The organism is Nostoc sp. PCC 9305 (genome assembly GCF_963920915.1).
Classification (GTDB): Bacteria; Cyanobacteriota; Cyanobacteriia; order Cyanobacteriales; family Nostocaceae; genus Nostoc.
Genome location: NZ_CAWUDN010000083.1, coordinates 21,901 through 35,874 on the forward strand (window position 1 = coordinate 21,901; position 13,974 = coordinate 35,874).

Annotated in this window: 15 protein-coding genes; 9 read left to right on the top strand and 6 right to left on the bottom strand. The window is 41.1% G+C overall.

Going from position 1 to position 13,974, the window contains the following annotated elements; genetic code table 11:
* Window positions 1-146: 146 nt before the first annotated feature.
* The 4 genes from ACM0OX_RS25705 to ACM0OX_RS25720 all read left to right on the top strand — a co-directional run bounded on the left by ACM0OX_RS25705 (window position 147) and on the right by ACM0OX_RS25720 (window position 3,489).
* Window positions 147-812 (top strand): cytochrome c oxidase subunit 3, encoded by a 666-nt coding sequence (locus tag ACM0OX_RS25705; RefSeq protein ID WP_414517741.1) that lies wholly within the window; start codon window positions 147-149, stop codon window positions 810-812.
* A gap of 38 nt (window positions 813-850) precedes the next feature.
* On the top strand, window positions 851-1,096 hold the full coding sequence (locus tag ACM0OX_RS25710) for a hypothetical protein (RefSeq protein WP_334841529.1): 246 nt from the start codon (window positions 851-853) through the stop codon (window positions 1,094-1,096).
* A gap of 147 nt (window positions 1,097-1,243) precedes the next feature.
* Window positions 1,244-2,611 carry an NAD(P)/FAD-dependent oxidoreductase gene (locus ACM0OX_RS25715; protein ID WP_414517723.1) on the top strand — a complete coding sequence of 456 codons (1,368 nt, stop codon included), beginning with the start codon at window positions 1,244-1,246 and terminating at the stop codon, window positions 2,609-2,611.
* Window positions 2,612-3,078: 467 nt separating this feature from the next.
* Window positions 3,079-3,489, top strand: a complete 411-nt coding sequence (locus tag ACM0OX_RS25720; RefSeq protein ID WP_414517724.1) for a peptidoglycan-binding domain-containing protein — start codon at window positions 3,079-3,081, stop codon at window positions 3,487-3,489.
* Between the two features lie 235 nt (window positions 3,490-3,724).
* On the opposite strand, the gene ACM0OX_RS25725 is transcribed toward ACM0OX_RS25720, so the two are convergent.
* The 4 genes from ACM0OX_RS25725 to yidD form a co-directional block, all read right to left on the bottom strand.
* The gene (locus ACM0OX_RS25725) at window positions 3,725-4,354 is read right to left on the bottom strand and encodes a nucleotidyltransferase family protein (RefSeq protein ID WP_414517726.1); all 630 of its coding nucleotides are present in this window, start codon (window positions 4,352-4,354) and stop codon (window positions 3,725-3,727) included.
* A 5-nt stretch (window positions 4,355-4,359) separates the two neighbouring features.
* The gene (locus ACM0OX_RS25730; protein WP_414517727.1) at window positions 4,360-5,517 is read right to left on the bottom strand and encodes an XdhC family protein; all 1,158 of its coding nucleotides are present in this window, start codon (window positions 5,515-5,517) and stop codon (window positions 4,360-4,362) included.
* Window positions 5,518-6,178: 661 nt separating this feature from the next.
* Complete coding sequence (locus tag ACM0OX_RS25735; RefSeq protein WP_414517729.1) at window positions 6,179-6,997, bottom strand: hypothetical protein; 819 nt, start codon at window positions 6,995-6,997, stop codon at window positions 6,179-6,181.
* 82 nt (window positions 6,998-7,079) lie between these two features.
* Window positions 7,080-7,562 carry a membrane protein insertion efficiency factor YidD gene (gene yidD / locus ACM0OX_RS25740; protein ID WP_414517731.1) on the bottom strand — a complete coding sequence of 161 codons (483 nt, stop codon included), beginning with the start codon at window positions 7,560-7,562 and terminating at the stop codon, window positions 7,080-7,082.
* A 1,479-nt stretch (window positions 7,563-9,041) separates the two neighbouring features.
* Between yidD and ACM0OX_RS25745 the strand changes: the two genes are divergently transcribed.
* The 5 genes from ACM0OX_RS25745 to ACM0OX_RS25765 are packed head-to-tail and all read left to right on the top strand — an operon-like array spanning window position 9,042 to window position 12,691.
* Complete coding sequence (locus tag ACM0OX_RS25745; RefSeq protein ID WP_414517733.1) at window positions 9,042-9,341, top strand: ArsR/SmtB family transcription factor; 300 nt, start codon at window positions 9,042-9,044, stop codon at window positions 9,339-9,341.
* A 28-nt stretch (window positions 9,342-9,369) separates the two neighbouring features.
* A complete protein-coding gene (locus ACM0OX_RS25750; RefSeq protein ID WP_414517734.1) occupies window positions 9,370-10,218 on the top strand; it encodes a phosphate ABC transporter substrate-binding protein in 849 nt (282 codons plus the stop codon).
* Window positions 10,175-11,053, top strand: coding sequence for a phosphate ABC transporter permease subunit PstC (pstC, locus tag ACM0OX_RS25755; RefSeq protein WP_414517735.1), 879 nt, complete (start codon window positions 10,175-10,177; stop codon window positions 11,051-11,053). Before ACM0OX_RS25750 ends, pstC begins: the two co-directional genes overlap by 44 nt.
* Window positions 11,046-11,900, top strand: coding sequence for a phosphate ABC transporter permease PstA (gene pstA, locus ACM0OX_RS25760; RefSeq protein WP_414517736.1), 855 nt, complete (start codon window positions 11,046-11,048; stop codon window positions 11,898-11,900). Before pstC ends, pstA begins: the two co-directional genes overlap by 8 nt.
* Window positions 11,897-12,691, top strand: a complete 795-nt coding sequence (locus ACM0OX_RS25765) for a phosphate ABC transporter ATP-binding protein (protein ID WP_414517737.1) — start codon at window positions 11,897-11,899, stop codon at window positions 12,689-12,691. Before pstA ends, ACM0OX_RS25765 begins: the two co-directional genes overlap by 4 nt.
* A gap of 28 nt (window positions 12,692-12,719) precedes the next feature.
* Here ACM0OX_RS25765 and ACM0OX_RS25770 read toward each other — a convergent pair whose 3' ends face one another.
* Entirely contained in the window at window positions 12,720-13,361 is a 642-nt protein-coding gene (locus ACM0OX_RS25770) for a DUF4142 domain-containing protein (protein ID WP_414517738.1), read from the bottom strand.
* A 166-nt stretch (window positions 13,362-13,527) separates the two neighbouring features.
* Window positions 13,528-13,647, bottom strand: coding sequence for a twin-arginine translocation signal domain-containing protein (locus ACM0OX_RS25775; RefSeq protein WP_366932849.1), 120 nt, complete (start codon window positions 13,645-13,647; stop codon window positions 13,528-13,530).
* Window positions 13,648-13,974: the final 327 nt, after the last annotated feature.

The window sequence follows — 13,974 nt, forward strand, 5'->3', positions numbered from 1 at the left end:
TTATAAAGCTGGGCTAAATTTTAGCTTTTTTTTAACGCAAAGGGACGCGGAGGTTTTTTAAAGATAATTCGCTATGTCCGAAAAATCAGATGGAACCTGAATTTATTAATTACGAATTACGAATTACGAATTACGAATTACGAATCATGCAACATCGCAGCATTCATAGAGATGAAAGTCCGATCCGTTTCGATCGGTGGCGGCGACGCTTACCGAATTGGTTACAGCGCTTTCTACCAACTGGTGGCGGAAGTCATGAAGATCATCATGGCAAAGGAATGTTCGGGTTTACTGTATTCCTATTGTCGGAAAGTATCATTTTTTTGAGTTTTATCTTTACTTATGTTGCTCTGCGACTAAATACTAATAACTGGCTACCACCTGGTATTTCTGGGCCAGAATTATCTAAGCTCGTGATTATTAATACGGTAGTTTTACTTTCTAGTAGCTTTGTAATTCAACCAGCAGAAAATGCCCTCAAACGAAATCAATTGGGTAAATTTCGCGGGCTATGGTTGATAACGATCGCAATGGGAACCTACTTTTTAATTGGTCTATTAATTGAGTGGAAAAATCTCGATTTTAAGCTCACTACGGGATTAGTTGGTTCCACATTCTATTTGCTAACAGGTTTCCACGGTTTACACGTTCTGGCTGGTGTTGTGCTTCAGATAATTATGCTGATTCGCTCATTCATTCCAGGCAATTATAATAAAACTCACTTCGGTACTAGTGCGACTACTCTATTTTGGCACTTTGTTGATGTAGTTTGGGTCTTCCTTTTCTCGCTTATCTACCTTTGGCGGGCATAAAGATTTTCAGTTAACCAAGTATTTTCAGGAGTAACTTTATGAATTTATTCATTCAAGAATTACCAGCTTCAGAACTCGCACCAAAAGCAGTTCAAGAAACTCCCGCACCAGGTAAAGATCCGCTAATTGCACAAGGTTTACAAAAAGAGCAATATATTGGCATTATTGGGCTAGCGATCGCTCTCATTGCTGCTGTAGGATTTTTTAGTCGCAGAGTCGAATACGCTATTGGTTTCGCTTTATTTCTCAGCGTCTTTTTAATTGCCTTATTTTTATTCATATAACTAATTAGTCATTTGTCATTAGTATTTTCGTAAAAGTCTTAATTTTAGGCTTTTTCTTTTCACTTCTGCGCCTTTGTGTGAGACCAAAAAATCTGGATTTAAATGCGTAACATCCTAGAAAATTCCTGAGACTTTGGAGAATATTTTATGAATAGCCCAGTTTATCAAACTGTGATTCTTGGTGGTGGCTTCACTGGCTTATTTACAGCCTTACATCTAGCTCACGAACATTATCCTCGCTCTATAATTTTGATCGATCGAAATGAAAGCTTTTGCTTTAAGCCATTACTCTACGAATATTTCAGTGGCGAGATGGATGCTTTTCAAGTAGTACCGCGTTTTGCAGAATTGCTTAAAGGTAGTGGTGTCATCTTTGTTCAAGATACAGTTGAATCGATAGACTTGCATCAACAACAAGTCAAATTAGCTTCGGGAAACTCATACAACTACAGTAACTTAGTCTTAGCTTTGGGTAGTGTTACTGGTTATCATCATCTTGAAGGTGCTAAAGAATACGCTTTTCCTTTTTGGACAGAAGCAGATGCGATCGCTCTCGATCGGCATTTAGGCGATTGTTTGCAAAAAGCAATCAAAACTGAAGATCCAGAACAACGTCGTCAACTGTTAACAGTAGTTATAGTTGGTGGTGGTGCAAGTGGTGTAGAAATGGCAGCTACCTTAGCTGATTTACTCCCACATTGGTATAGCGCTATGGGAGGAAATTCTAGTGAAATCCGTGTTGTATTGCTCAATCACGGTAAAGAAATTCTCAATGGTGATATTAACAATCCTTTGCGCCCAATTGCTGAGAAAGAATTACAAAAACGCACCATCCCAGTTGAAATACTTACGGGAGCAGAAGCCACTACTATTCATGCCAACGCCATTGAATATAAGCGCAATGAGCAAATTGAGACATTGCCAACATCTACTGCAATCTGGACAGCTGGCACTTCTATTCACCCACTAATTAAAGATTTACCAATTTCTCAAGAACATCGCGATCGCCATAACCGCCTCTTAGTGACTCCGACAATGCAACTACTCGACTTTCCAGAAGTATTTGCAGGCGGGGATTGTGTAGCAGTTCAAGATAATTCACTACCGCCAACAGCCCAAGTTGCTTATCAGCAAGGAGCCAATATTGCCCAAAATTTGAAAGCATTAGCTTTAGGCGAAGACCTCAAACCAGTAAAGGTAAATATACGCGGAACTCTCTTAAAATTAGGGTTAAATGATGCTGCTGCTAACTTATTCAATATTTTTGAAGTTGCAGGAGAATCCGGGCATTTAATTCGTCAAGGCACTTATTTAACGCTATTGCCAACACCAATTCATGACTTTAAAGCAACAACTGAATGGGTGGATGAAGAGGTTTTCCATCACCATCTTGACCCTCATGATGTGGGCAAAAAAGTTGTTCAAGCAGTGGAAGTGGTTGGCGCAGGAATTATGGGCATTTTAGCTGCCAGAAAATTATTGAAAATGTTGGGTTCGGAGGATAAAAGAGACTAGGGATTAGTAATCTGTCAAGTTTAAATTGATGGAAAAACAAGTTGGTAGTAAGGTAGCGCGGCCTTTTTTACGAGACGCTTCGTGTTCGCATAGTGTCTCATAGAGAAGGGGGTTTCTCCGATAAGCGACTAACGATAGCGCAGCGTTAGCGAGATACGAGCGTTACCCGTTGGGTAAGGACTTTAGTGCTTAGAAAATAAGGACTAAAGTCCTTACTAGAAACTCTTTATTACTAGTGCAATTTCGTGCGAAATAAATTTTAATACATTTAGTCATGGTTTTGTCACAATTTCGCAATAGCTTTGTCAATACGACGTGTGATGCTATAGCTCTGGCTTCGGAAATAGTCTCAGACTAAACCCACAACCAGAATCTACAGAGGAGAATCTCTTAAGGCACAGTACCTTATGGAGATGACTCTTCAAATAAAAATTGCAAAATCTCATACAGTTGTAAGGAAGAAGAAAATGAATTGGAAAGTACTTGCTTTGCTCCCTGCTTTGACTCTAGCTACTGCTATACCTGCTTACTCTTTAACTAATAATAAAAGCCAAAATTCGGCTACTGCTACCCACATTGCCCAAAGTACTCAGCAAGGCAACACTATGAAAAAACCTAGTGCTGTAACCAAGGTTAGTGCCAAGCACAAGTCGAATCATGTGGCAAAGCGTAGTACTGGTAATGTACTGACAGTAGGCAGCAAAGGAGAGACAGTGAAAACTGTTCAAAATTCTTTAAAGAAACAAGGATTCTATACAGGAAGTGTAAATGGCGTGTTTGATAACAAGACTCGTGCCGCTGCGATCAAATTTCAGAAGTCTAAGGGATTAAGAGCAGATGGAATAATTGGACATCGGACTTTAGCCGCTCTTAAATAAAATTGTTTACTAATATAGGAATCCGGTTTGATTCCTGAATTTACTTGCGTGGGCAGGGAACAGGGAATAGGGAATAGGGAACAGGAAAGAAGGTATAGATCCGTACTGAGTCTTGTTCAAAAATCAAATAGGAGTCCTATATCCTCATTGCTAAAATGCCTTAAATACAAAAGGCTAGGAAATAAATTCTAGCCTTAAAATACTAACCTAACTTTTTTATTTTTCTATATGTTGTTCAAGATACTTCAAAAATTCCTTCACTAATTGATAGCAATTGTTCGTAATCTTTTGGTGTGTCAATATCTATACCCCCTAGTGGAAACGGAATAGAAAAAACTTCATTGAGGTTATGATTAATAACTCTTTTTGCTCCTGAAGTTTCTTTTAAAGTGGCAAGTTCTGAAAAAAATGTCTGACTAAATAGAGCAGGTACACCTAATGTGTCTCCATATTCACAAGCAATAATTGGTTTTTTTGTCGAATAATATGTATCAACAAGTTGATTGATAATTTGGGGAGAAACAAATGGCTGGTCGCAAAGTGTAATAACTACTGCTTCTATTTTTTGCGGAAGATTATTTAACAATTCAAGACCACTCTTGATTGAAGTACTCATTCCAGAAGCCCAATCCGAGTTTTTAACTACTTTAATGGGAAGTTGTTTAATTTGGGGATGAATCTGTTCTGCATTGGCTCCAAGTACTACTACCACAGGTTGACAAACTGAAGCGATCGCAATTTCTGTAATATATTGTAAAAAACTACGCCCTTGGTAAAGCAATAGTTGTTTCGGTGTACCCATCCGTGTAGATGCACCAGCAGCAAGAATCATAATGGCTATGGTTGATTTCTCATTAGCAGTCATAAAAACTATGGGGTAAGTAGCAAGTCTGAGTTGCTTTCATAACATTGGTGAATCGGTTGATTGCGATTTCTTAAAAAATTACCATTGCGGTTTGTTAGCACTGCTTGAATTTCTGCAATAATAGCGATCGCTATTTCTTCTGGTGTATCTGCTCCGATATCAATCCCAATCGGGCCATGCAATCTGGTTAATTGTTCGGTAGTATAAACTATTCCTTGCGAACCTAAATCTTCAAGCAATCTTTCAGTACGCGCTTTTGGGCCTAAAACCCCTATGTAGCGTGCAGGAGATGGCAGCAATATTTTCAAAATTTCCAGGTCATCAAGGTAATTATGCGTCATCACTACAGCAACTGTGTTGACATCTATAAACACCTGTTTTTGTACAATTTCTCGCCGAGTCAGAATCACGTCACAAGCTATCGGAAATCGCGCTTCAGTTGCCTCATTAGCTCGACAATCGACTACAGTAACGTCCCAACCTAATGCTTGAGCAAACTGTGCTACTGGTATAGCGTCATAACCTGCACCAAATATTACTAAAGGCGTGGGTGGTTGGATAACTTCAATAAAAACTTCTACACTGCCTAAAGGTAACTGATAGTTTTTTACACTAGACTTTTGATTAGTAAAAGCTGCTTGAGTATCTACTTGCAGAGATTGAATTAAATTTGGATCTTTAATGTCAGCGATCGTTTTACCATCAGGATACAGCAGTAAGCGCGACCCAAGTTTTACATCTACCTCGCCTTCAAAGGCAAAGACTGTAGCAATAATACCCGAATGTTTTCGATCGAAGCACTCCTGCATAAAAGCGATCGCATTCGCTGAACTTTCTTTTTCAAGACGTTCGATGAGAACTTGCACTGTCCCATTGCACCCCAAACCAAAGCCCCAAAGAATATCTTCCGAGGCGGTGTTATCGTAAGTAACAACAATTGGTTCGCCGTCCGACATTCGTTGTTGAGTATGCTCAAATACGTCGTTTTCCAAGCAACCAGCGCTGATTGTGCCGATCGTCCGACCTGTATCTGTCATCAACATTTTAGCACCCGGTCGGCGATAGGTTGAACCTTGAGTTTTGACTACAGTAGCAAGAAAAGTAATTTCACCATTTTTTTGACTTGACTGGAAGCCTTCTAAAATTGCTTGTAATTCGTTCATTTGATTGCTGATTTTTCTGTTTCTAGCAGTTTATGAAGTTGAGTAGGCAGTCTCAATGCAAACAATGCGATCGCTGTGCCATTGTGCATCGCTGCTAGTGTCAAACACTCCTTAGATTTGCTGCCTTTTAAGGATTACAGTATATACGTTAGATTGAGGTGTGTTGTTTACCGCCACGGGCATCGCGGTGTTCTGCTATCCAAGATAAGCGAAAACACCACTGAAATCATGCCCCACAGGATAGTTGCCAACTTTAGTCATTTATCTATCATAAGAGTTGGCACAGAATACTGATTTTCCCTAACTTACAGTTTTGGCAAAGTACTTTAAACTTATTGCAAAAGTCTTAATTTGAGACTCTTTATTTTCATAAGAAGTCTATTGTGTTCAGTTAAAATATCTATCTACAGATTGAATTTATTTTAAACGTTAAGCTGGCATTCAATCCGAAAGATGCACATTTTATTTAGAAAAAATGGCGTTGCTGACACTCCCGCAGATAACCTTTCAACGAGCAAGTGCATAGGCGTTATTGTCCTGCATGACTACGGAAACAATCCCAATCGAATCTATAATTGCCGTGCTGCTACTTAGTTATTTATACTACATTGATCCCGTCGAAAGTATCATCCGTCTTGGAACTAAGCCCAATAGATATGTCTTAGCTGTCCTTTCTGCTTAGATTAATAGTCTTGCAACTATAGTGATCCATTGTCCCGGAAAACTTTTCTAAGTTTTCATTGAATTCGCCGTGAAACCCGAAGGCTTTCCAGGAAGAACCAGGTCTATTTATCCATGTTCCTTCTGGGAAAATCATAACCCGAGAGGTAGAGTTGAAACCTCCCACATATCGTGACATCCCACGCGGAACGTTCGGGTTTTCTGGAATAGGATAGAGAGAGAAGTCAGCAATAACTTGATCTCCAGTTTGATCTATAGCGACAGTCACACCAGTAATCCCTAGTGAGCAGGTATACGTACCAACCCACTGCCCTGAAATCATGCTAGATTCCTTTAGTTTTGGTGTCGGCGTTGATGTCAAAGGCTTTTCTGTTTCTATAGGTTGCTTTGGAATAGAGCTAACTTTAGCTTGACCTGATTTAGTAAGCCGAATAATCCTAACTTGATTTCGATCTATCGACAAGTTAATTTTAAAGCTCTGAGTTGGATAACCTAACTTGCTTAAGGTAACAAGAACATCTTCTTGACCAAGGATCTTAATTTTAGCGTAACCATTGATATCAGTGAATTCAGGCTCAGGCGGTCCTTTTTTCGCAATAACCTCAACTTTAACACCCTCTAGGGCTTCTCCTGTTTCTGTTTTTGTAATAAGTTCAACGTCTTGCTGTGGTAGGACGCAATTATCTGATGGTAGCCCTATCCTACATCTAATGTCTGGTACAGTAAGGACTGTACCAATAGAGCCAACCAAAGTTGCAATAAAACCCCACTTAACATAGTTAAATTTTTTAGCACTCATAAAAATGGCTGAAACATCAATTTCATCGTCACACTCACTGATTTTTATGTTCTAAATTGTCCCATTTCGCAGCCTCTTCAGGTTAGGATCTTCTTTCACTACAGATTTTAAAAATACCAAGAAGAGCGCAGCATGCACCAACCATTTGTGGATCGCAGTCAAATGTCGGTCCAATAACTGGGACTTTAAACCCAACAACTCGGGTTTTAGAAGATATGTATGCAATGTTACATTCTCTAAATCTTTGCCTAGCAAGAAGTGTAGACTCAAACAGACTCTTATCTGCAAGAGCATTCTTTACATACTCCGAACAAGAGTCACCGCCATATACAATTCGATGCGCGCAGGAATAGCCTTTCCTTGGTGAGAGATGGCGTTGATAAACACCGATAATCCCTATCGCAACTGAACGTAGTGAACTGTCAAGAAGTGATAGCAATCTAAAAGGCGAACCTTTTTTGATAAAGCGAAAGCCAGTCTTTGTTGGTTTAAAACGCAGAATACTTTTACCGCGTCTCTTTGTAGCGTAGTGTGAATTATCAATAAATCGCGTTACATCTCTCATACTTTAAATCAATACTCCGGCCATTTTTTGTAAATAAAAAAGAATCGCTATCACAAATGTCTCTGGGCAACCAATGCTGAACTCCGACATGTAACTTTCCGATGTCTTCATCGACGACTAAGCAGCAAAACGGTACTAGTTACTGGCATGAACAGAAGCTAAAAAAGAAAGCATTAGCAGTGTTTGCCGAGCCTCCGGTATACTGAGTAGTTAGACACAAAACGACAAACGATGAAGACTTTCGCTGCGCCCAAAGTTAGTGCGCAGAGATTACAATGTCAGTCCGCTCTAACCAGTTTGTTACACAGCGATCGCTACTGGAACACTCAAAATAATACCAGAAATCATATAATAGACTTCATAAATACTTCGTAAAGAATACTGACAAAATTTTTCCCAACTTCACGATTATTTAAACCTGATACTTTATTAGATTTTTGAAGTTAGGCTGTAAACGTGTCAAACATTTCCTATTTCTGTTAGTATCTGTACGTCATAGCAATTGTATATACTTTAATTATCAGTACGGAAATCTTAACTGTAGGTTGGGTTGAACGCAGTGAAACCCAACCTACAACTGAAAGCTTTACTATACAATGATTTCAAACCTCTGTCTCCTGCCTCACCCCAACAAAAAACTTTTCTTAGTGCCATTCAACAAGGAACCTTAGATCCCCGACTTTTTTAAAAAGTCGGGGATTGTGAACACCGAGATAAAAAGTATTTTAGTCAAGTTGTTGAGCTGATAAGCAATGCATTATTCAGTATAAATTGATTTATTACAAATATATTGAATGCCTTTATGTAAATTCTTGGTAGTTGCCCGAATTAAATCACCAACTGTCCGAATTCAATAAACGACTGCCCGAATTCAATATAGGAACTTAGCAAACTTGCTTTTATTAAACACAAAAGCGATGGCTTCACCAACACCTGCCGTAGGATGCCCGTACCCCTACGGGGAAGCAAGCTACGCGTAGCGTTTTCTTTAGGAGAAGGGCTGTAGAACGCAAGAATTAAACCAATACAAAGCGTAGACGTTGCATCAGTGAGAGAGTCGCAGTCTTCTCCCTTGGCGCTAGCCTCTCCCAAAGGGAGAAGGGGAGACGCTAAGAGCGATGGCGGTTGCTATAAGTGTTTAGGAGAAACAATAATTTTCCAGCAACTGAGCGATTGCTTTTCTCTCTTGCGTGCCTCTAAGCAGAATGTCATCAAGAAAAGGTGAAACCCTTACGAGTGATTCTAGTTTATACCAATAAAAACTCAGTAAATCTCACGAGATCGGGTAAACATCAAGCTTTGGTTAAAAAAAATAATTTTAATTGTAGAGGGTGGCACTTTCTACCTTAAAATATGAATCGAATTTCATATGAATTGCTATTTATTTGCGATCGCAGCAGTTGTTAATTTTCGCTGAACACGAGAGCATTCGCTGCCAAGTAACTTCGGAAACAAGAAAAACCTATTCCTTTAAAGGCAATGAAAAACAGCAGCAAAAAGCAGGTTGACTGCGTAGACAAGCTGAAGGTACTGGCAGATGAAACTCGTCTAGCAGTATTAGAACTTCTGATCGACAGTCCCAAACACGTGGGAGAGATGAACGCAATTTTGGGCTTGGAACAAAGCCTGCTCTCCCATCATTTACAAGTTCTGCGTCGCTCCCAGTTGGTTGTGCGATCGCGTCATGGGAAAGCAATTCTCTACCGCCTAGCTCCAGAGGTGGAAGTAACTACTGGCAAAGCTTTGAATCTTGGCTGTTGTGTCCTCTGTTTTAACTAAAAACCCAATTTCGGGTTGAAAAGTAATAATGAAAAATTCTCAAATTTTACCTCTGGCGATTGGGTTGGCAACCTGCATTTGGTTACAAGGCTGTGCTTCAGTAAATCGAGATGCAAATAATACAAATCCGCTTCAGGGAAAACTAGTACTTACAGGCTCCAGTACAATTGCACCGTTGGCGGCTGAAATTGGCAAGCGTTTTGAATCTCAGCATCCAGGTGCGCGAGTTGATGTGCAATCAGGAGGATCTTCGCGTGGGGTTTCTGATGCTCGTCAAGGTGTCGCTAATGTTGGTATGGTTTCCCGTGCATTGAAGCCAGAAGAAAACGATTTAAAAACATTTTCTATCGCTCGTGATGGAGTGACGGTAATTCTCCACAAAGACAATCCAGTAAAATTGCTCAACGACAAGCAAGTTGTAGATATTTACACAGGCAAGGTAACGAACTGGAAACAAGTGGGAGGTACAGATGGAGCAATTACAGTTGTTAACAAAGCCGAAGGACGTTCCACTTTAGAATTATTTACCCATTATTTCAAACTGAAAAATACAGACATCAAAGCCCAAGTAGTAATTGGTGACAATCAGCAGGGAATTAAGACAGTAGCAGGAAACCCGAATGCAATTGGTTATGTGTCAATCGGATCGGCAGAAAATAGTGCAGCCAATGGAGTAGCTATTAAGCTGCTACCTGTAAATGGGATAGCTGCAACAACAGCCAACGTCCAGAATGGGACTTTTCCGATTTCTCGTCCACTTAATTTAGTAACCAAAACCCAACCTCAAGGCTTGACAAAAGCATTTCTTGATTTCGCGCAATCACAACAGGTAAATGACATTGTTCAAAAGCAAAACTTTGTCGTCGTCTCTAAATGACTTTTGGTTAATTTGGATACTGCGTTTTTTAGGGGTAATAGCAGGAGCGATCGCACTTTTAATTATCGGCTTTCTGATTCTAGAGTCTTTACCAGTCCTCAATCATGTCGGAATAACACGTTTTTTTACAGACTCTTCCTGGAACCCAACCGCCGGATTATATAATCTCTTCCCGATGTTATTGGGTACATTTTTGGCAATGGTTGGCTCAGTAGTAATTGCTACACCAATCGGAATTCTATCTGCGGTTTTTTGTCAATTCTACGCCCCACCTGCAATGGCTCGATTATACCGTCGCTTAATTGAACTATTAGCAGGGATTCCTTCTGTAGTCTACGGTTTTTGGGGATTGGTGGTGCTGGTTCCGATGATTGGTAGGATACATCCACCGGGGCCAAGTCTATTAGCGGGTATTGCCATTCTCACGGTGATGATTTTGCCCACAATAGCGCTTGTAGCCGATGCTAGTTTAGCGAAAGTCCCAATTTCTTACCTTCGGGGAGCAGCAGCTTTAGGATTATCCCGTTGGGCAACTATCTCTAGAGTCGTGCTTCCTGCTGCCAAATCTGGATTATTCACAGGCTTAATTTTAGAAACAGGTCGAGCAATTGGCGAAACAATGGCTATTTTGATGGTGTGTGGCAATGTCGTACAAATGCCAAAAAGTATATTTGACCCTATCCGCACGTTGACGGCTAATATTGCTCTGGAAATGGCTTATGCCACAGGAGATCACCGTTCGGCGTTGTTTGTTAGCGGTTTAGTCTTGATGGGAATGATTGTGCTGTTAGTTGCGGTTGCGGAAGTCATCAGTCAAGGAAAAATATATGGGTGAACCTGTTGTAAGTCCTAAAGATTGGTTGCCAACAATCATTGTTTGGACAACTGCTGCTCTAGTTACTGGTATCTTTCTTTGGATACTCAGCGATATCCTTTGGCATGGGATAGGACACTTGACGTGGGAATTCCTAACAACTGAACCAGAAAATGCTGGTAGAGAAGGAGGAATTTCTAGCATTCTTGTTTCCACTTTTCTGATTATGGCAGTGTGTATGACGGTTTCTATCCCCATTGGTGTTGGTACAGCCGTTTTATTGGCAGAATTCACCCCCGTGGATAGTTGGTTTGGTGGGTTGGTGCGGCGTAGTTTAGATGTACTGGCAGGAGTTCCTTCTATAGTTTTTGGGTTGTTTGGCAACGTCTTCTTTTGCCAAGTTTTGGGGCTGGGATTTTCTATTTTGTCGGGAGGATTGACTTTGGGGTGTATGGTGCTACCAATTTTAATTCGCTCTACAGAAGAAGGATTTCGCGCTGTTCCCAATGAGTATAGATTAGGAGCCGCAGCCCTTGGTTTTTCCCGCACGACAACGCTATTTCAACTGTTGTTACCTGCTGCTGTCCCTGGTTTGGTTGTAGGATTGGTGCTGGGTATTGGTCGAGCGATCGCAGAGACGGCGGCTTTAATTTTTACTAGTGGTTACGTAGATAGAATGCCAGAATCACTGCTAGATTCCGGGCGTGCCCTCTCGATTCATATTTTTGATTTATCAATGAACGTCTCTGGCGGAGATGCCAATGCTTACGCCTCAGCATTAGTCTTGCTGGTATCACTGCTGGTGATTAATGGTACAGCAGCATGGATTGCAGATAATTGGTTGCACAGGAGAATTTTTTCTGGATGAAATCAGCAAATATCGCTACTGGAATTGTTGCACCGTTGATTGAAACGGAGAACTTAACTCTGCAATACGGTCAAAAAACCGCGTTTGCTAATGTCAATTTGAGTGTGAATCTGGGGGAAATTTTGGCATTGGTGGGGCCTTCTGGTTGTGGAAAAACTAGTTTTTTGAGTTGCTTAAATCGCTTGACAGACATGATTCCCCAGTGTCGAGTTAAAGGGCGGATTCGCATCGGTAGTTTAGAAGTGCTAAATGCCAAAACTAATGCCAACGCGCTGCGGCGGCAAGTCGGGATGATTTTCCAAAAACCTAATCCTTTTCCTTTATCAATTTGGAAGAATCTGGAATTACCTTTGCGAGAACATGGTATCCATAAAGAACAAATCGATGCGATCGTCGAGACAAGCCTAAAAGATGTTGGACTTTGGGATGAAGTCAAAGACCGACTGCAAACCTCTGCCTTAGCACTTTCTGGCGGACAACAGCAGAGGTTGTGCATAGCTAGAGCTTTGGCTTTGCAACCAGAAATCCTGTTATTAGATGAACCTTGTAGCGCCCTCGACCCAATTGCCAGTGGAATAGTTGAAGACTTAATTACTAGTTTGCGTCAGCGTTATACCTTGCTGATTGTGACGCATAACCTAGCGCAAGCTAGGCGCATCGCGGATCGAGTTGCTCTGTTTTGGGTGCAGTCAGGTGTTGGGCAATTGATTGAGTCAGGTTCAGTGCAGCAAATTTTTGAGTACCCCCAACATCCCTTAACAGCAGCTTATGTCACGGGTGCAAGGGGTTGATTTGAAAAATATAGAAATATGTATTGCCTTACGGAGTGGTAGTTGGGGTGCTCGTTGAACTTCCGGGATTAACAAGGGAACGAACCTGTTGTAGGTGTTCTTGGAGGATTGGTAGAGTTTGACCGGCAAATGCTTTCACTTCTGGATCTTGTCCCTGTTCAGCTTCAGTTTGAAATGCAGAGACATCTTTTTCATGATCTTGAAGCATCTGATTCAAATACTGGCGATCGAAGTTAGCACCAGAAAGTTTGGATAAGCTTTGCAGGACTTGCTTATTTTTGCTGTCGAGACTAGTTGGCAGCGTTACACCTTTTTGAGTCGCCAACTGTTTGAGTTGATTGTTTACCAGGGTATGATCTTGAACCATTCGCTGTCCATACTGTTTTGCCGCATTGCTAGCTCCACGTTGTGATGCTAGTTGTCCTAGTTGGACTTCTGCTAAACCACCTTGAGCAGCTTCAGTCATAAACTCTTTGTCTGAAGAACTGGGGGTATTTTGCCCTGGTGTAGTTGGTGACGCTGTTGGGGATGGACTCTCTGTCGTTTGCACAGATTGAGCAGGTGGAACCTCAGATATATTGTCGTCATGGGGCGTAGTTGGTGTGCAACCAGTCGCCAGGGACAAGGCGATCGCTACTAAACCAGTAGAGAGTATTTTGAAATTGGACATAATTAGTGTTCTCCTTGAATAAAGCTATATTTTGAAACGTTGAATTAAAAACAAGCGCGATCGCACAGTTGAGTAAGCTACAAACAAAGCCGATTAATGTGAAGCAGATGCCGCTGGTGCAAATTGCACAAATAGATTCAAGATTTCTCGATTGAATGCAGGGATATCATCTAGTTGAGTTCTGTTTGGGCGAGGAGCGGTTGCAAAAATCCTTCCGAAACTGTAATGCTGCCACTAATCCCGAAGCAGAAGCAGTTTTTAACAAGCTGCGTCTACTGATTTCCATAATTGTCTCCTACAAGCACCAACAGCAATGAGCCGTATATTATCACTGCTATCTGGCACAGAGACTCTAGCTAAGGTGTGCTTTCAAATATATTCCGCAAGATGCATTCATAATGCAAGCCGATGCATTCTTAATGCAAGTTGATGCATTCCTACGTGAATTCGACAGACCTCACCCACCCAGCCTCCCTCTCCCCTGCGTTCGCGAAGCGTCTCGAAGAGAGGATAGGGAGGAGCAACGAAAAATTAGGCTTTTTGCTCCCCTCTTCTGTTCTACGGTGTATACACAAGTCTTTGAGAGTTGCCTCACAGCGTTTAGATCCCCCCT